At 72.0% G+C, this 17,077-nt stretch carries 13 protein-coding genes; 8 read left to right on the top strand and 5 right to left on the bottom strand.

The window, feature by feature from the left end:
* Positions 1–42: 42 nt before the first annotated feature.
* On the top strand, positions 43–687 hold the full coding sequence (locus HS048_RS32370) for a response regulator (protein WP_068897811.1): 645 nt from the start codon (positions 43–45) through the stop codon (positions 685–687).
* 405 nt (positions 688–1,092) lie between these two features.
* Positions 1,093–2,889 carry a VanW family protein gene (locus tag HS048_RS32365; protein WP_196469777.1) on the top strand — a complete coding sequence of 599 codons (1,797 nt, stop codon included), beginning with the start codon at positions 1,093–1,095 and terminating at the stop codon, positions 2,887–2,889.
* Between the two features lie 21 nt (positions 2,890–2,910).
* Here HS048_RS32365 and HS048_RS32360 read toward each other — a convergent pair whose 3' ends face one another.
* Together HS048_RS32360 and HS048_RS32355 are read right to left on the bottom strand one after the other, a co-directional pair.
* Positions 2,911–3,870: a hypothetical protein gene (locus HS048_RS32360; RefSeq protein ID WP_196469776.1), complete on the bottom strand. Its 960-nt coding sequence runs from the start codon at positions 3,868–3,870 to the stop codon at positions 2,911–2,913.
* Between the two features lie 209 nt (positions 3,871–4,079).
* A complete protein-coding gene (locus HS048_RS32355; RefSeq protein WP_230882408.1) occupies positions 4,080–5,234 on the bottom strand; it encodes a sorbosone dehydrogenase family protein in 1,155 nt (384 codons plus the stop codon).
* Positions 5,235–5,319: 85 nt separating this feature from the next.
* Between HS048_RS32355 and HS048_RS32350 the strand changes: the two genes are divergently transcribed.
* The 5 genes from HS048_RS32350 (at position 5,320) to ilvC (ending at position 12,790) form a co-directional block, all read left to right on the top strand.
* On the top strand, positions 5,320–6,228 hold the full coding sequence (locus tag HS048_RS32350; RefSeq protein ID WP_196469775.1) for a 2-hydroxyacid dehydrogenase: 909 nt from the start codon (positions 5,320–5,322) through the stop codon (positions 6,226–6,228).
* Positions 6,229–6,572: 344 nt separating this feature from the next.
* Positions 6,573–9,170, top strand: coding sequence for a bifunctional diguanylate cyclase/phosphodiesterase (locus tag HS048_RS32345; RefSeq protein ID WP_196469774.1), 2,598 nt, complete (start codon positions 6,573–6,575; stop codon positions 9,168–9,170).
* Positions 9,068–11,143 (top strand): acetolactate synthase large subunit, encoded by a 2,076-nt coding sequence (locus HS048_RS32340; RefSeq protein WP_269435873.1) that lies wholly within the window; start codon positions 9,068–9,070, stop codon positions 11,141–11,143. Before HS048_RS32345 ends, HS048_RS32340 begins: the two co-directional genes overlap by 103 nt.
* Before the next feature lie 6 nt (positions 11,144–11,149).
* Complete coding sequence (gene ilvN, locus HS048_RS32335) at positions 11,150–11,674, top strand: acetolactate synthase small subunit (RefSeq protein WP_068897615.1); 525 nt, start codon at positions 11,150–11,152, stop codon at positions 11,672–11,674.
* Positions 11,675–11,803: 129 nt separating this feature from the next.
* Positions 11,804–12,790, top strand: a complete 987-nt coding sequence (gene ilvC, locus HS048_RS32330; protein WP_068897808.1) for a ketol-acid reductoisomerase — start codon at positions 11,804–11,806, stop codon at positions 12,788–12,790.
* A 229-nt stretch (positions 12,791–13,019) separates the two neighbouring features.
* Here ilvC and HS048_RS32325 read toward each other — a convergent pair whose 3' ends face one another.
* Both HS048_RS32325 and HS048_RS32320 read right to left on the bottom strand, forming a co-directional pair.
* Positions 13,020–14,042 (bottom strand): CAP domain-containing protein, encoded by a 1,023-nt coding sequence (locus HS048_RS32325; RefSeq protein WP_196469773.1) that lies wholly within the window; start codon positions 14,040–14,042, stop codon positions 13,020–13,022.
* A 369-nt stretch (positions 14,043–14,411) separates the two neighbouring features.
* Positions 14,412–14,924 (bottom strand): CAP domain-containing protein, encoded by a 513-nt coding sequence (locus HS048_RS32320; RefSeq protein ID WP_196469772.1) that lies wholly within the window; start codon positions 14,922–14,924, stop codon positions 14,412–14,414.
* A 243-nt stretch (positions 14,925–15,167) separates the two neighbouring features.
* Here HS048_RS32320 and HS048_RS32315 point away from each other — a divergent pair, with 243 nt between their 5' ends.
* The gene (locus HS048_RS32315) at positions 15,168–16,511 is read left to right on the top strand and encodes an MFS transporter (RefSeq protein WP_196469771.1); all 1,344 of its coding nucleotides are present in this window, start codon (positions 15,168–15,170) and stop codon (positions 16,509–16,511) included.
* Here HS048_RS32315 and HS048_RS32310 read toward each other — a convergent pair.
* Entirely contained in the window at positions 16,492–17,037 is a 546-nt protein-coding gene (locus HS048_RS32310; protein WP_068897612.1) for a DUF1707 and FHA domain-containing protein, read from the bottom strand. The two genes, HS048_RS32315 and HS048_RS32310, sit on opposite strands and share 20 nt — an antisense overlap.
* Positions 17,038–17,077: the final 40 nt, after the last annotated feature.

Here is a 17,077-nt window from a genome sequence, read left to right as displayed (position 1 = left end):
ACGGCGCCGCAGACCGGCGTCCTGGTCGTGGACGACGACTTCATGGTGGCCAGGATCCACGCCGGGTACGTCGCGCGGGTGCCCGGGTTCACCGTGGTCGGCGCCGCGCACACCGGGGAGACGGCGCTGGCCGCGGTGGCGCGGCACCGGCCCGACCTGGTGCTGCTCGACATCTACCTGCCGGACATGTCGGGACTGGACGTGCTCAGGACGCTGAGAGGCGCCGCCCACCCCGTCGACGTGCTGGTCGTCACCGCCGCGCGCGACGCGGCCACGGTGCGCGCGGCCATGCACGGCGGCGCGGTGAACTACCTGGTCAAGCCGTTCGCGGCCGGCGCGCTCACCGAGCGGCTGGAGCGCTACGCCGACCTGCGCCGGCAGCTCTCCGCGATCGGCTCCGGCGCGGGCCAGGACGAGATCGACCGGCTGTTCGGCGAGGGCGGGAGTGGAGGCGGCCCGCAGCCGCTGCCCAAGGGCCTGTCCGGCACGACCTGCGCCCTCGTGGAGGACGTGCTCAGGGAGGCGGGCGCCGACCTGTCGGCGACCGAGGTGGCGGCGCTCACCGGACTGTCGCGGGTCAGCGCCCGGCGCTACCTGGAGCACCTGTGCGCCACCGGCCGGACCCGCCTCCGGCCGAGGTACGGCACCGCCGGCCGGCCGGAGCACCGCTACCTGTGGACCGGTTGATTTGTTACCCCTTCGGGGGCGATGGCCGACCATTGTGGTTTAGGGTTGCCGAGGGGAGAAAGCGTGAAGGAGGGGACGGAGGCCGTGCGGAACGCCGGAAGGCCAACCGAACCACCGACGGATCCGTTCGCCGCGGTCCCCCTGCCCTCGCACCCCGTCCGGCCGGGCGCCGCAGCCGGGTCACGGGACCCGCGCCGGCCCGCCGCGGAGCGGCCGGGCCCTGCCTCGAACGGTGCCCCGAACGGCGCTCCGAGCGCCCCCACCGGTGGCCCCCGCCTCCCGCCGGGCGTCTCACCCGACATCTTCGGGCCCTCCGGGGAGCCCGCCGGCTTCGGCCGGACCGCCGGACCGGCTGCGGGAGGAACGGGCCTGCCGCAGGCCGCGTCCCCGCCCCAGCCCTGGCGGATGGCGGCCCCGCCGCCCGAGCAGCCGATTCCGCCCCGCCCGCCGCAGGGCGGCCCCGGCGATCCCTCCCCGGCGGGTCCCCCCGGCCGGGAGGAGCGGGCCCCGCGCGGCCGGAGCCGGAGGCTCCTCCTCGTCACCGTGCTCCTGCTGGTCCTGGCCGCGCTCGCCTACGCGGTCCCCGCGGTCGCCATGTCCGGCAAGATCCTGCCCGGCACCCGGGTCCGGAGCGTCGACATCGGCGGGCTCACCGCGACCGAGGCGGCCGACCGGCTCAGGGAGCGGCTGGCGGAGCGGGCGGGCGAGCCGATGGTGCTGACGGCTTTCGGCAAGCGCCACGAGCTGGACCCCGAGAAGGCGGGCCTCGAACTCGACGTGGTCGCCACCATCGACCAGGCGCCCAGCGACTTCCCCACCCCGGCAGAGGTGTGGCGCGCGCTCACCGGCACCACCGAGCTGGACCCCAGGCACTCGGTCGACTCCGAACGGCTGGACGCCGCCGTGTCGGCGCTGGCCGAGGACATCGACCGGGAGGTCGTGGAGGGCGCGGTCCGCTTCAAGGGCGTCGAGCCGGTGACGGTGAAGCCCCGGGACGGCCGCGAGCTGGAGAAGGCGGCCGCGGCCGCCGCGATCCAGAAGGCCTACCTCGGCCCGGCCGGACCGGTGGAGCTGCCGGTCACCGTGATCAAGCCGAAGGTCACCGCCGCCGTGGTCGCCAAGACCGCGGCCTCCGCGGGCAAGGCCCTGTCCGGCCCGATCACCCTGAGGGCCGGAGCGCGGCAGGCCGTCCTCCCGGTCGAGACGGTCGCCGCCCACCTGTCCTTCGAGCCCGGCGACTCCGGCGGCATGCGGCCCGTCTTCGACGCCAGGAAGGCCGTCGCGGCCGTCGAGAAGGACCTGGTCGACCAGGCGCAGGCGCCCCGCGAACCCACCTTCCGGATCGTCGGCGGCAAGCCGGAGCTGGTCCCGGGCCGCAAGGGCCGGGGCGTGGACGACAAGAAGCTCGCCGCCGCCGTGGCCGAGCTGGTCTCCGAGGGCGGCAGCCGGACGATCCCGGTCAGCCTCACGACGGTCCGGCCGCGCACCTCCGAGGCCGAGCTGCGCAAGCTCGGCATCAAGGAGAAGATCAGCGAGTTCACCACGCCGTTCGAGTGCTGCCCTCCCCGGGTCACCAACATCCGCACGATCGCCAAGCTGCTGGACGGCCACCTGGTCAAGCCCGGTGAGACCTTCTCCCTCAACGGCGTCGTCGGCGAGCGCGACACGGCCCGCGGCTTCGTCGAGGCCCCCATGATCGCGGGCGGCCGGCTGGTGCCCTCCGTGGGCGGAGGCATCTCCCAGTTCGTCACGACGATGTACAACGCGGTGTTCTTCGGCGGTCTCCAGGACGTCCAGCACATGGCGCACGAGTTCTACATCTCCCGCTACCCGGCCGGGCGCGAGTCGACGGTCTCCTGGCCGGCGCCGGACTTCCGCTGGAAGAACGACTCGCCGTACGGCGTGCTGGTGAAGACCTCGACCACGAGCACCTCGGTCACCGTCGCCTTCTGGAGCACCAAGCGCTACGAGATCGAGTCCATCTCCTCGGAGCGCTACAACATCACCCCGTTCGAGCGGAAGACCGACAGCGGCCCGGACTGCATCCCGATGGTCGGCCAGCAGGGGTTCACCATCGACGTGACCCGCGTCTTCAAGAAGGACGGCAAGGAGGTCAAGCGGGAGACGGAGAAGACCGTCTACAAGCCCGAGACCGACCTCAAGTGCGTCGCCTCCACTGAGGCTCCCACCGAGGGCGACTAGCCCCGGGAGGGAGCCCGGTGCTCACCGGTCGCGGCCGGGGAGGGGTGGACGCAGGTCCGGCATCACCGGCAGCGGCTCCTCGGGCTGCCAGTCCTCGATGTCCAGGACCGAGGCGGCCGCCGGCGCCTTGATCGTGATCTTGGTCCCCCAGGCCCTGAAGAGGCTGGTGGAGGTGACCTTCGTGCGCCAGCTGCCCTGCAGGCCCTGCGTCGACTCGGTGTAGGAGCTGACCAGCTTGCGGGTGCGCTGCTTGCCGTCCTGCCACAGCTTCCAGTCGATGACGAGGTCGCCGGTCGCCCCCTGGGGCTTCTCACCGAGCAGCCGTCGCAGGGAGGGCGAGGCCGCATAGAGCTGGCGGACCGTGATGGATCCCGTGCGAAGCGTCGTGGAGACGCCGTCGATCTTTCCGCCGCGGCGCTTCTTCTCCGTGGTGGCCAGTAGGCCCTTGAGCGTGGCGGGTTCCAGGGCGTTGACCACCGAGGAGGAGAGGCTCTCCGGGCCCGGCCAGCGCAGCCAGGTCTTGCCCGGGGGCAGCATGCCTTCGAAGAAGCCTCCGGAGGTGTAGGACGCATTGCGCGTCGTGATGGCCCGCATCCCGAAATCGGGGTAGGTGAAGTCGGAGGCGACCGTACCGGAGGCGCCGAACATGTACGCGCCCGTCGCCCGGAGCCGGGAGGTGAACGCCCCCCCGCTGCCGGTCTGCCGGCTGGTGATCGTCTCCGTGACCTTGACGCCGCGACCGGCGACGAACTGACGCTTGAGCGCGGCCACCGCTTGCTTGGCCGAGGCCCGCTCCTGCCGGCGCTTGAGCGCGGCCACGGTTCCCTTGGGAAGGGCCCGCGCCTGCTCACGCTTGGGCGCGGTCACCGGTCCCTTGGGGGCGGCCTGCGCGTGCGCGGGCGCGATCATGGCCGGTGCGGTCGTGGCGGCGGCGACCGCGACGGCGGCAGTGGTGGTGACAGTGGCGATCCATCGCCTCATGGATGTACTCCCCGTAGATCCCCTCTTCCTTGAGGGGATGGAATCGTCCGGACGCGGGACTCCTCGCGTCCGTGAACGTGTGCCTACAGAGGGTAAATGATCCTTTTATGTCGAATGTGCAGATGGAGACGCTGCGAGGTAGATCTTGCGGAGGACCCGCGGATCCGCCGCCGGACCGACGTCGTGGGCGGTCCGCGTCCGCGCCGCGGTCAGGGGGCGAGCGTGAAGAGGCGGTCGTCGTCTGCGGCGGGGGAGCCGCGGCCGTCCTTGTTGCTGGTGCCGAACCACAGGGAGCCGCCGGGCGCGGTGGCGACCGCGCGGAGCCGGCCGTACCGGTCGGTGAAGAGCGGGACGGGCTCGCCGGCCCCGCCGTCCGCGGTGAGCGGGACGCGCCAGAGCCGGGCGCCGCGCAGGGCGGCCATCCAGAGGGAGCCGTCGGCGTAGGCCAGGCCGGAGGGGGAGGCCTCGTCGGTGCTCCAGGTGGCGATCGGGTCGATGAAACGGGAGTCGCCGCCGGTGCCCTCCACCTCGGGCCAGCCGTAGTTGCCGCCCTTGGTGATCAGGTTGAGCTCGTCGAAGGAGTTCTGGCCGAACTCGCTGGCGTACATCCGCCCCGACGGGTCCCAGGCCAGGCCCTGGACGTTGCGGTGGCCGTAGCTCCAGACGACGCTCTGGAACGGGTTGCCGGGGGCGGGCCTGCCGTCCGGGGTCATGCGCAGGATCTTGCCGGCGAGGGAGTCCCGGTCCTGGGCGAGGGAGCGGTCGCCGACCTCCCCGGTGGAGGCGTACAGATGGCCGTCGGGGCCGAAGGCCAGGCGGCCGCCGTTGTGGATGGCGCCCTTCGGGATGCCGTGGAGGACGACCGTGGCGCCGGTCAGGGTGCGGTCGTAGCGGTAGCGCACGATCCGGTTGTCCGAGGCGGCGGTGTAGTAGAGGAAGACGTGCCGGTCCCGCTCGAACGAGGGGGAGATCGCGACGCCCATCAGGCCGCCCTCGCCGTCCGGCCGGACGCCGTCGATCCGCGCGACCTCGGAGACCTTCCCGGCCGCCGTCACCCGGAGCAGCCGGGCGGTGTCCCGCTCGGTCACCAGGGCGTCGCCGCCGGGCAGGAACGCGATCCCCCAGGGCACGGCGAGGTCCTTCGCCAGGACGCGCGGCTCGGCGGCCGGTCCGGGCTCCTCGGCCGGAGAGGTCGTAGCCGGGGAGGTCGCCGCCGGTGACCCCGGGGGCGGGGAGGGGCGGGTCGGCTGGGAGGCGGCGGGGGCGGGGGCCTCCGAGCACCCGCCCGCCAGCACGGCGGACGCCGCGATCAGGAGGGCCGCCCAGCGCGTGCGGCCCGCGCCGTGTGAGGTCATGCCGGTCATGGGGCTCTCCCGTCTCGTCCGTCCCTCTATCCATACACGACCGGTGCCGCGGAAGGGCTCGGCGCGTGCGGCGATAATCCATGCCATGAAGATCTGGGTTCCCTCCGAGGCCGCCGCCGATGTCCTGAGCGATCTGCCCGACGTGGAGTGCGTCGTCTACGACGGTCGCGGGCCGGCGCCCGCGGGGGCGGACGAGGTCGAGGTCTGGATCCCGCCGCTGATCACGGTGGAGGGGACCGCGGAGCTGCTGGGCCGGATGTCCTCCCTGCGGCTGCTGCAGACCGTCACCGCGGGGGTGGAGCCGTACCGGCCGCACCTGCCGGAGGGGGTGACGCTCTGCAACGCGCGTGGCGTGCACGACGCGGGCACCGCGGAGTGGGCGGTCGGCGCGATGATCGCGGTGCTGCGGGAGTTCCCCGGCTTCGTCCGGGCCCAGGAGCAAGGGGAGTGGACCTACCGCCACACGGGCGTGCTGGCCGACTCGACCGTGCTGATCGTGGGGTACGGCTCGATCGGCGAGGCCCTGGAGCGGCGGCTGGCCGGGTTCGAGGTGGAGGTGGTCCGGGTGGCCAGGACCGCGCGGGCAGGCGTGCACGGGCAGGACGAGCTGCCCGCGCTGCTGCCCCGGGCGGACGTGGTGGTGCTGCTGGTCCCGGCCACGCCCGACACCGCCGGACTGGTCGACGCGGCGTTCCTGGGCGCGATGAAGGACGGCGCGCTGCTGGTGAACGCGGCCCGGGGAGGAGTGGTGGACACCGGCGCGCTCGTGGCCGAGCTGGAGAAGGGGCGGATCCTGGCCGCGCTCGACGTGACCGACCCCGAGCCGCTGCCGCCCGGCCACCCGCTGTGGACGGTCCCCGGCGTCTTCCTCACCCCGCACGTCGCGGGCAGCACCCCCGCCTCGGGACGGCGCACGCTGCGCCTGCTCCGCTCACAGCTCCTGCGCTATCTCGCAGGTGAGCCGCTCAAGAACGTCATTACCGGATCTTACTGACACAGAAAGGCGGGGGAGAAAAGGAATCCGTACCGTGGCTGCCCCGTGACCTTCGGTGGATATCGTGGTCTCCTGCGACACTGATCGCTCGCATGGTTATCAGAACGGTGACGACTGCGGTGTTGTCACCTCCGGCGCTCAACGGAGAGCACACACTGGCCCTGTGCTCTTCCGGGGACTTCACAGGACACGGAGAGCACAGGACGACGTGCCCGAGGGGCACCGTGAGCGCGACGGACAGAGAAACGCCGCGCGAGCGGGACGAATCGACACTGGATGGGCAGACGACATTGATCCGCTGGCGTGATCCCCGGACACCTCTGCCGGCCGCCGCCGCGGTCGGCGTGACGGGGTTCGTTGCCGCTCTCGTCAGCGGCGTCCAGGCCGTGGCCGCGGGTGCGGTGGCGGGAGCCGTGACGGCGGGGATCGCCGCGGTGTCGCTGCTGGCCGCGGCCTCCCGGGTGACGGGCCGCCGCAGGGCGCTCGCCTGGCGCTGGCTCGCCGCGGGGTCGATGACCTGGCTGGCCGGCACCGCCGTCCGGCCGTTCGCGGACGGCACGCCGTTCGCGGTGAACTTCGCCGACCTGGTGCTGCTGGCCGGCACGGCGATGCTGGCGGTGGGCACGGGCCTGTCCGCGGCCCGGCCCGCGTACGGCAGGGCGTTCATGCGGGACCTGTCGGACGCCTACGTCTGCGCGGCCTCCCTCCTCGTGATCGCCTGGGTGCTCGTGCTGGGCCCGGTCTACCGGGAGGCGGCCGGGGCGGGCGACTTCGCGGTCAACTTCGCCCCGCCGCTGCTCTGCCTGCTGCTGACCTGCGTGGTCGGCCCGGCGGTGGTGCCGATCCGCCGGTCGGCCTGGCCGGTGGGCCTGGCGGCGCTCGCCGTGCTCGGGGCGATCACCGTCGCGGAGACGGCCACCGCGGTGACCCGGCTCGCCGGGGAGACCCCGTCCATGCCCTGGGCGTGGCCCGCCCCGATGGCGTTCCTGCTGCTCGCCGCGGTCCCCTGGAGCGGGCGCGCGCCGGAGGACGACGGGGAGCGGCCCGTGCCGCGGCCCGCCTCACCGCTGATCGCGGCGGTGCCGCTGCTGCTGGTCGCCGTCGCCACCGCGGTCGTGCTCCTCCGGGTGCTCAGGGGCGGCGCGCAGGGACCGGTGCAGGTCCTGGCGGTCGTCTCGGCGTCGGTCGTGGTCGTCCTGCTGGTCCGGCTGTCGGGGGCGCTGGCGGAGATCGGCCGCGCGCGGGTCCTGGTCGACCTCGGCGAGCGGCAGCTGCGCGACCTGGCGGAGAGCACCGGCGACGTGGTCCTGCTGTGCGACTACGACGGCGTGATGCACGAGGTCGGCGCCGGCGTGGAGATCCTGTACGGCTACCGCCCCGACGAGCTGACCGGGCAGCCGGTCTTCGACTACGTCCATCCCGAGGACCTGCCCGGGATCCAGGAGGCGCTGCGCGCGATGAGCCTGGAGGAGGAGCCGGTCCGGGGCCCGGAGGCCTTCATGATCGCCTGTCGGGTCCGGGCGGCCGACGGCACCTGGCGGCCGACCGAGTCGGTGGTCACCCGGCACGTGCGCGGGCAGGACCTGCTGCTGATCACCGCCCGCGACGTCAGCGACGAGGAGGCCCTGCGCAACCAGGTGGCCCACCTCACCTTCCACGACGGCGTGACCGGCCTGCCCAACCGCGCCTACTTCGAGGAGCGCACCCGCGAGGTGCTGGCCCGCCCCGGCGAGAGCCGCGCCGTCGTGGTCTTCCTCGACCTGGACGGCTTCACCTCGGTCAACGACTCGGTCGGCCACGCCAGCGGCGACTACCTGCTCGGCCAGGCCGCGCGCCGGCTGCGCGCCGCCGTACGGGCCGACGACACCCTGGCGCGCTGGGGCGGCGACGAGTTCGCGGTGCTGCTGGAGACGGGGGCGGACGCGCAGACGGCGGTGGACCTGGCCGAGCTGCTGGTCCACACGGTCTCCTCCGAGCCGTTCCGGGTGGCCGACCGCGACATCGCGCTGACCGCGAGCGTCGGGGTGGCCTTCGCCGACGACGACGTGCCCTCGGCCGACCTGATCCGCAACGCCGACGTGGCGATGGCCCGTGCCAAGGAGCTGGGCGGGCGCCGGGTCGAGGTGTTCGCCGCGCACATGCACGCCGACGTGGTCCGCCGCCTGGAGCTCGCCGCGGACCTGCAGCGGGCGCTGCTGGAGAACCAGTTCGCCATCGAGTACCAGCCGGTGGTGGACCTGGCGACCTCGCGCGTCACCGCGGTGGAGGCGCTGGTGCGCTGGTGGCGGGGGAGCGCGTTCGTGCCGCCGGAGCAGTTCCTGGGGCCGGCCGAGGACACCGGCCTGATCGTGCCGCTGAGCGAGTGGATCCTGCGCCAGGCGTGCCAGGAGGTGGCCGCGTGGCGGGCCTCCTCGTGGGACATCGGGCTCTCGCTCAACCTGTCGGCCCGGCAGATCATCGCGCCGCGCTTCGTGGAGACGGTGGAGTCGGCGCTGGCCGAGAGCGGCCTGCCGCCCAGCGCGCTCACCCTCGAAGTGATCGAGGAGATGCTGGTCGAGGACGCCGAGGAGATCATCGACCGTCTCTCGGCGCTGCGGAACCTGGGCGTACGGCTGGCGATCGACGACTTCGGCACCGGCTACGCCTCGCTGGCGTTCCTGCGCCAGCTCCCCGTGGACATGATCAAGATCGATCCGTCGTTCGTGTCGGGACTCGGCTCGGACGAGACGCTGACGCTGCTGACCCGCACGATCGTGCGGCTCGGCCATGACCTCGGGCTCACCGTGGTCGCCGAGGGCATCGAGCGAGCCGAGCAGCTGGAGCTGCTGCGGGAGATGGGCTGCACGCACGGCCAGGGATACCTGGTGGCGCGGCCGATGACCGCCCGGGGCGTCGACTCGCTGATGCCGGCCAGTGCCTCCAGCCTGCAGGGCACCGCCTGACATCTCGTATCCTGAGACTTGCGTTCCATGGATTTGACGCCGGAACGCTCCGTCGGTCATGGTGGAGCCATGCATCACCGTGGGATCCGCGTAGTACTTCGCCGGCGCGCAGGCCGTTAAGCGAAGCACTCCGACCTGCGCGCCGCCCCGGCTCCGCCTCACGTAGGCGGACGGGGCATTTTTTATGCCAGCAGGAAGCTCAGCCACGCATCAGCCACGCAAGGAACGAGCCGATGACCGAACAGATGACAGGAGCCCAGGCCCTCGTGAGGGCGCTGGAGCACGTCGGGGTTGACACCGTGTTCGGGATTCCGGGTGGGGCGATCCTCCCCGCCTACGATCCCCTCTACGACTCGACCAAGGTCCGGCACGTGCTCGTACGGCACGAGCAGGGCGCGGGGCACGCCGCCCAGGGCTACGCGCAGGCCACCGGCAGGGTCGGGGTGTGCATGGCCACCAGCGGCCCGGGCGCGACCAACCTGGTCACCCCGATCGCCGACGCCTACATGGACTCGGTCCCGATGGTCGCGATCACCGGCCAGGTGGCGAGCGCCGCGATCGGCACCGACGCGTTCCAGGAAGCCGACATCTCCGGCATCACCATGCCGATCACGAAGCACAACTTCCTGGTCACCGACCCGGCCGAGATCCCGCGGACGATCCTGGAGGCCTTCCACATCGCCTCCACCGGCCGCCCGGGCCCGGTCCTGGTCGACATCGCCAAGGACGCCCTCCAGGCCATGACGACCTTCCCGAGCTGGCCGCCGGCGATGCAGCTGCCGGGCTACCGGCCGGTGACCCGGCCGCACTCCAAGCAGATCCGCGAGGCGGTCAAGCTGATCGCCGAGGCGAAGCGGCCGGTGCTGTACGTCGGCGGCGGCGTGCACAAGGCGGGCGCCTCGCCGGAGCTGCTGGAGTTCGCCGAGCTGACCGGCATCCCGGTGGTCACCACCCTGATGGCGCGCGGCACCTTCCCCGACAGCCACCCGCAGCACATGGGCATGCCCGGCATGCACGGCTCGGTGTCGGCGGTCGGCGCGCTGCAGAAGTCCGACCTGATCATCGGGCTGGGCGTGCGCTTCGACGACCGGGTCACCGGCGAGCTGTCCAGCTTCGCGCCGTACGCCAAGGTGGTCCACGCCGACATCGACCCGGCCGAGATCTCCAAGAACCGGCACGCGGACGTCCCGATCGTGGGCGACTGCAAGGAGGTCCTCACCGAGCTGATCGCCATGGTGCGCGCGGACGACCGGAAGGGCGACTACACCGACTGGTGGACGGCCCTCGGCACCTACAAGAAGACCTACCCCCTCGGCTACACCGAGTTCGAGGACGGCTCCCTGGCCCCGCAGTACGTCATGGAGCGGCTGAGCGCGCTCGTCGGCCCGGACGCGATCTACACCGCGGGCGTCGGCCAGCACCAGATGTGGGCCGCGCAGTTCATCGGCTACGAGAAGCCGGGCACGTTCATCAACTCCGGCGGCGCCGGGACCATGGGCTTCGCGGTCCCGGCCGCGATGGGCGCCAAGATGGGCCGCCCCGACGCCACGGTCTGGGCCATCGACGGCGACGGCTGCTTCCAGATGACCAACCAGGAGCTGGCCACCTGCACCATCGAGGGCGTGCCGATCAAGATCGCGGTCATCAACAACGGCAACCTCGGCATGGTCCGCCAGTGGCAGACGCTCTTCTACAACGAGCGCTACTCCAACACCGACCTGCAGACGGTCCGCCGGATCCCCGACTTCGTCAAGCTCGCGGAAGCGTACGGTTGTGTGGGCCTGCGCTGCGAGCGTCCCGAGGACGTGGACGCGACCATCGAGAAGGCGATGGAGATCAACGACGTGCCGGTGGTGATCGACTTCGTCGTCCACCAGGACGCGATGGTCTGGCCGATGGTCGCCGCCGGGACCAGCAACGACGACATCAAGTTCGCGCGCGACATGGCGCCGGTCTGGGACAGCGAGGAGTAGGAACCCATGAGCAGGCACACGCTCTCCGTCCTGGTGGAGAACAAGCCCGGCGTGCTCGCGCGCGTCGCGGCGCTGTTCAGCCGTCGCGGGTTCAACATCGACTCGCTGGCGGTGGGTCCGACCGAGCACGCGGACATCTCGCGGATGACCATCGTGGTCAACGTCGAGGAACTGCCCCTGGAGCAGGTCACCAAGCAGCTCAACAAGCTGATCAACGTGCTGAAGATCGTGGAGCTCGACCCGGGCCAGTCGGTCCAGCGCGAACTCATGCTGATCAAGGTGCGGGCCGACGCCGAGACCCGCTCGAACGTGCTGGAACTGGTCAACCTGTTCCGTGCGCGCTGCGTCGACGTCGCCTCCGACGCGGTGACCATCGAGGTCACCGGGACGCCGGACAAGCTGGAGGCCTTCATCAAGGTCCTGGAGCCGTTCGGCATCAAGGAACTCGTCCAGTCGGGCATGGTGGCCATCGGCCGCGGCGCCCGTTCCATCACCGACCGCTCCCTCCGGGCCCTGGACCGGACCGCGTAGCGGGCGGATCGCCGAGCGAGCGGAGCAGCCGCCCGGAGCGGATCCGGACGGCGCGACGCGCGCGGGGCGGGAAGCCCGACCGCGAGCAGAGCCGTACAAAACCCTGAAAGGTTCAAGTAAGTGACTGAGATCTTCTACGACGACCAGGCCGACCTGTCGATCATCCAGGGCCGCGTCGTGGCCGTCATCGGGTACGGCAGCCAGGGCCACGCCCACGCGCTCTCCCTGCGGGACTCCGGCGTGGACGTCCGCGTCGGCCTGCCCGAGGGCTCCAAGAGCAGGGAGAAGGCCGAGGCCGACGGCCTGCGCGTGCTGACCCCGGCGGAGGCGGCCGCCGAGGCCGACCTGATCATGATCCTCGCGCCGGACCACATCCAGCGCCACCTGTACGCGCAGGACATCCTGCCGAACCTGCAGCAGGGCGACGCGCTCTTCTTCGGCCACGGCCTGAACATCCGCTACGGCCTCATCGAGGCGCCCGAGGGCGTCGACGTCGCGATGGTCGCTCCCAAGGGCCCCGGCCACCTCGTCCGCCGCCAGTACGCCGCGGGCCGCGGCGTGCCGTGCCTCGTCGCCGTCGAGAAGGACGCCACCGGCAACGCCTGGCCGCTGGTCCTGTCGTACGCCAAGGGCATCGGCGGCACCCGGGCGGGCGCGCTGAAGACGACCTTCACCGAGGAGACCGAGACCGACCTCTTCGGCGAGCAGGCCGTGCTGTGCGGCGGCGTCTCCGAGCTGATCAAGGCCGGGTTCGAGACCCTGATCGAGGCCGGCTACCAGCCCGAGGTCGCCTACTTCGAGTGCCTGCACGAGATGAAGCTGATCGTCGACCTCATGTACGAGGGCGGCATCCACAAGATGTACTGGTCGGTCTCCGACACCGCCGAGTACGGCGGCTACTCCCGCGGCCCGCGCGTCGTGACGCCGGAGACGAAGAAGGAGATGCAGCGCATCCTGGCGGAGATCCAGTCCGGCGAGTTCGCCAAGGAGCTCGTCGACGAGTTCGACGGCGGCCAGAAGCGCTTCACCGCCTACCGCGAGGAGCTGGCCGAGCACCCGATCGAGAAGACCGGCGCCAAGCTCCGCCCGATGATGAGCTGGCTCAAGGACAAGTAGGCCCGGGAACGCCTCCGGTGCCGGCCGTACGGGGAGCCCCCCGTACGACGACGCCCCCGCGACGGATGACCGTCGCGGGGGCGTCGTCTTCTCCCGGTGGGGGGGTCGGCCGGGAGCGCCCTGCGGGTCCCGCGCCCGCCGTGACCGCCCGGACGGCGGCGGCGGAGGACGAAAGGGCCCGCGGGGCACGCGGGGGAGCGGCGAGGAGACCCCTCGGCCGTCCGGGGTCCTACCTGGTGGCGAAGTTCTGGGTCCAGTAGATCTGGCCCTGCGCGTTCTTGGCCGCGCCGACGCCGATGAGGTTGTAGTCGCAGTTCATGATGTTGGCCTTGTGGCCGGAGCTGTTCATCCAGCCGTCGACCACGGCGGCCGGGTTCGGGTAGCCCCAGGCGATGTTCTCCGCGAAGGCCCTGCCCCCGGTGAAGCCGGCCCCGCGGATGCGCTGCATGAAGGTGCGGCCGTCCTGGGACGTGTGGCTGAAGTAGCCCTTGGCCGCCATGTCGGCGGAGTGGCCGTAGGCCGACTGGCGCAGCTGCGGGTCGTGCTTGAGGGGGGCGCAGCCGCCCTTGGCCCGCTCGACGTTGGTCAGCCGCACGACCTCGTTCTCCTCAGCCGTGCCCACGGCGCCGGGCGTGCCGGGGTTGCCGGGCGTGCCGCTCGGCGGGGCCGGGGTGGTGGGCTTGGCGGTCGGCGGGGCGGGGGTGGTGGGCTTGTTCGTGGGCGTGCCGCTCGGCGGCGCCGGAGTGGTCGGCTTGGCCGTGGGGGTGCCGCTCGGCGGGGCGGGGGTGGTGGGCGTGGCGGTCGGCGGCGCCGGGGTGGTGGGCGTGGCGCTCGGCACCGCGGTGGCCGTGGGGGACGGGAAGCCCGGGAGGGAGCAGGACAGCCGGATCGGAAGGGACCGGGCCTGGTTGCCCCGGTAGTCGACGACCTCGGCGTAGTACGTGCGGACGGCCTTGCTGCAGTGCAGGCTGACGTTGAGCTGACCGTTGACGAGCCCTCGCTGGGACCCGCTCTTGACGACCCGGTCGGGACCGGGCTGGGCGCGCTTGATGCGGAGCCGGACCAGAGAGGTGTTCTCGCAGCCGGCGCGGGCCGCGGACGCCTCGATCTTCCCGGCGGGCGTGACATAGGGGGCGCTCACCGACACGCCGCACATGTCCCCCGGGCCTGCCGCGGCGTGGGCCGCGACGGCGGGAGTGCTCAGGGCCGCCAGACTTCCGAGGCACATCAGTGCTCCGAGCGGTCTGCGCATGTGGGTTCCTCCAGATGGGTGGACGCTGGATGGGTCCGCATTCTGGTCCCCACAGACATGTCTTGTCACGAAATTTCGGACAAAAATCTGAGGCTCAGGTAAACCGAAGAGGTGGCTGACGCGTCACGGAACGCCGTTGGACCGATTTCGACCAGGCATATTCTGATTCCGGACGCGTCCGTAAAGATCGGGAAATCCCGGAAAAAATCTTGGGGATGCGAGGACCGGCCGGAGGACGTACGGCCCTCCGGCCGGCCTCCCGGCGGGAGGCGGCACGTCCCGGCCGGACGCCTCCGGAGGGGCGGAACCTCCCCGCGCCTCTGGATCGCCGCTGGGTCGCCTCCGGATCGCCGCTGGGTCGCCGCTGGGTCACTGCTTGGCGGCGAAGTTCTGCGTCCAGTACGGCCGGCCGCTGCTGTTCTTGGCCAGGCCCACCCCGATGTCGGCGTAGGCGCAGTTCATGATGTTGGCCCGGTGCCCCGAGCTGTTCATCCAGGCCGTGACCACCGCGGACGGGGTCTGCTGGCCCCAGGCGATGTTCTCCGCCCAGCGCCGGGCCCCGGTGTAGCCGGCCGCCCTGATGCGGTCGCCGACGGTCCGGCCGTCCTTGGAGGTGTGGCTGAAGTAGTTCTGGGTGGCCATGTCGAGCGAGTGGCCGTAGGCGGCCTTGCGGAGGTACGGGTTGTTGACGAGGGCGCGGCAGCCGCCCTTCTGGCGCTGGATGTTCGTCAGCCGCACCACCTCGTCCTCCTCGGGGGTCGCCGCCACACCGCTCGTCGCGGTGGGCGTGGCGGTCGGCTCGACCGCGGGGGCGGCGACGGCCGGACTGCTCAGGGCCGTCACGGCGCCGAGGCACACGAGTGCTCCTAGCGGTCTGCGCATGTCGGGTCCTCCATCCTTCAGATGGTCTGACCTGGATAAATTCCGCATTCCACCGCCAACGAACGCCCCTTTTGCGAAGTTTCGGACAAAATGTCATGGAGCCGTCGATAGTTCACGTCCAGGAATATTTCCGGCACATGAGCGACGCCGTCGGCCGCGGCGATGGAGCGCTCCACGAGAGCGGGGCGAGACGGATGCCGATCAGGTCTACCAAGCGGGCACTTGGTGGGGTTCAATGTGGCAATGATCACACCGGCGTCCGGTGCCCGGGTCTCCACCGTTCCGCCGGGCGTGCGCCTCGGCTACGGCGTCGGCTCGGTCTGCACCGCCACCTTCGGCACCGTCCCGGGCCTGCTGCTGCTGTTCTACATGACCAACGTGCTGGCCGTGCCCGCCTGGATCGCGGGCCTGGTGGCCTTCCTCCCCAAGGTCTGGGACGTCGTCGTCAACCCCTGGGTCGGCCAACGCTCCGACCGGACGGTCTCCCGCTTCGGCGCCCGCCGCCCCTGGATGCTGCTGGGCGCGCTCACCCTGCCCCCGGCGTTCGCCGCGACGTTCGCGGGCCCGCCGCTGACCGGCCTGCCCGCCGCGGCGTACGTGGCGGTCTGCTACCTGCTCACCGCCACGGCCTACGCCTTCTACGAGGTCCCCTACAAGGCGATGCCGGCCGAGATGACCGGCGACTACCACGAGCGCTCGGCGATCCTGCAGTGGAAGATGGTCTTCATCGGCCTGGCGATCCTGCTGTCCGGTTCCGTGGCCCCCGCGATCGCGGGCACCGAGGTGTCCGGCTACCGGCTCATGGGGGTGGTCGTCGCCGCGGTGCTGCTCGTGTCGATGCTGGCCTCCTTCTTCGGTACGGCCCGCGCCCCGGTGGTCGTCCGGGCCGAGTCCGAGCCGTCGTTGCGCGCGCAGTTCGCCGCGGCCCGCACGAACCGGCCGTTCCTGCTGCTGCTCGGCCTGAGCTGCGCCCAGATGTTCGCCGCCGGGACGCTGCTCGCGGGCGCGCCGTACTTCGCGACCTACACGCTGGGCGATCCCGGGGCGACCAGCACCCTCCTGCTGTGCATCGTCGGGCCGCTGCTGGTGACGATGCCGGGCTGGGTCGCCCTGTCGCGGCGCTACGACAAGCGCGGGGCGATGCTCGCGGCCTCGTCGCTGTTCGCCGCCGGGGCGGCCGCGATGGCGCTGACGGAGGAGCTCGGGCCGGTCTACGCGCACGCGTGCGTGCTGGTCGTCGGCGTCGGCTACGCGGGCCTGCAGCTGCTGCAGTTCTCGATGCTCTCCGACGTGATCGTCCATGATGCGGCGGTCACCGGCAGGAACCGGGCCGGGGTGTTCACCGGCCTGTGGACGGCGGCCGAGACGGTGGTCTTCGCGTTCGGCGCGCTGGTGCTCGGCTGGCTGCTGGGCGTGGCGGGCTTCGTGGAGTCAGGCTCGGGCGCGGCGGTGGAGCAGCCCGCGTCGGCGGTCCGGGCCGTGCTGTACGGCGGCACGCTGGTCCCCGCCCTCTTCGCCGGGATCGCGGTGCTGCTGACGACGCGCTATCTCCTCACGGAGCAGGAGCTCAGGTCGGCTGGGGCGTGACCACCACGAAGGCGCAGTCGCCGAAGGAGATCACGTCGCCCGGCCGGACCCGCGCCGGACCGACCAGCCGCCAGTCGTTCAGCCGGGTGCCGTTGAGCGAGCCGAGGTCGACGAGGATCCAGTCCTCCTCGTCCCGGCGGAGCTCGGCGTGGATCCGGGAGACCGTCAGGTCGGCCAGGACCAGGTCGCAGGCCGAACCCCGGCCCACCACGTAGCGGTTGCGGGCGTCACCGGGCAGGGCCAGTTTGGGCAGCCGCGGCCGGCGCCAGGCGGACTCCACCCGGGTGGTGAAGTCGGAGATCGACGAGACGACCTCCGTCACCATGCGGCGGAACCGGCCGCGCTGCGGCAGGTCGGCGACCAGGTTCTCCAGCTCGCCCTGGTTGCGGGCGCGCAGGGCCATGTCGACGCGTCCGAGGAACGTGTCGTGCGAAAGTCGCCCCTCGACGGCGCGGTCCCGGAGCTCGTTGATCGCACGATCGCGGTCCCCGTCGGATGCGCGGGCCGGGGGATGCGTCGAGCTCATCCCCCGAGTATCGGTCCCAACCCCGATTCCTGTCCAGAAT

The sequence above is a fragment of the Planomonospora sp. ID91781 genome (genome assembly GCF_015711595.1).
GTDB classification, from domain to species: domain Bacteria; phylum Actinomycetota; class Actinomycetes; order Streptosporangiales; family Streptosporangiaceae; genus Planomonospora; species Planomonospora parontospora.
Note: the sequence above shows the minus strand (reverse complement) of the source record. Positions and strands in the feature narration are given on the sequence as shown.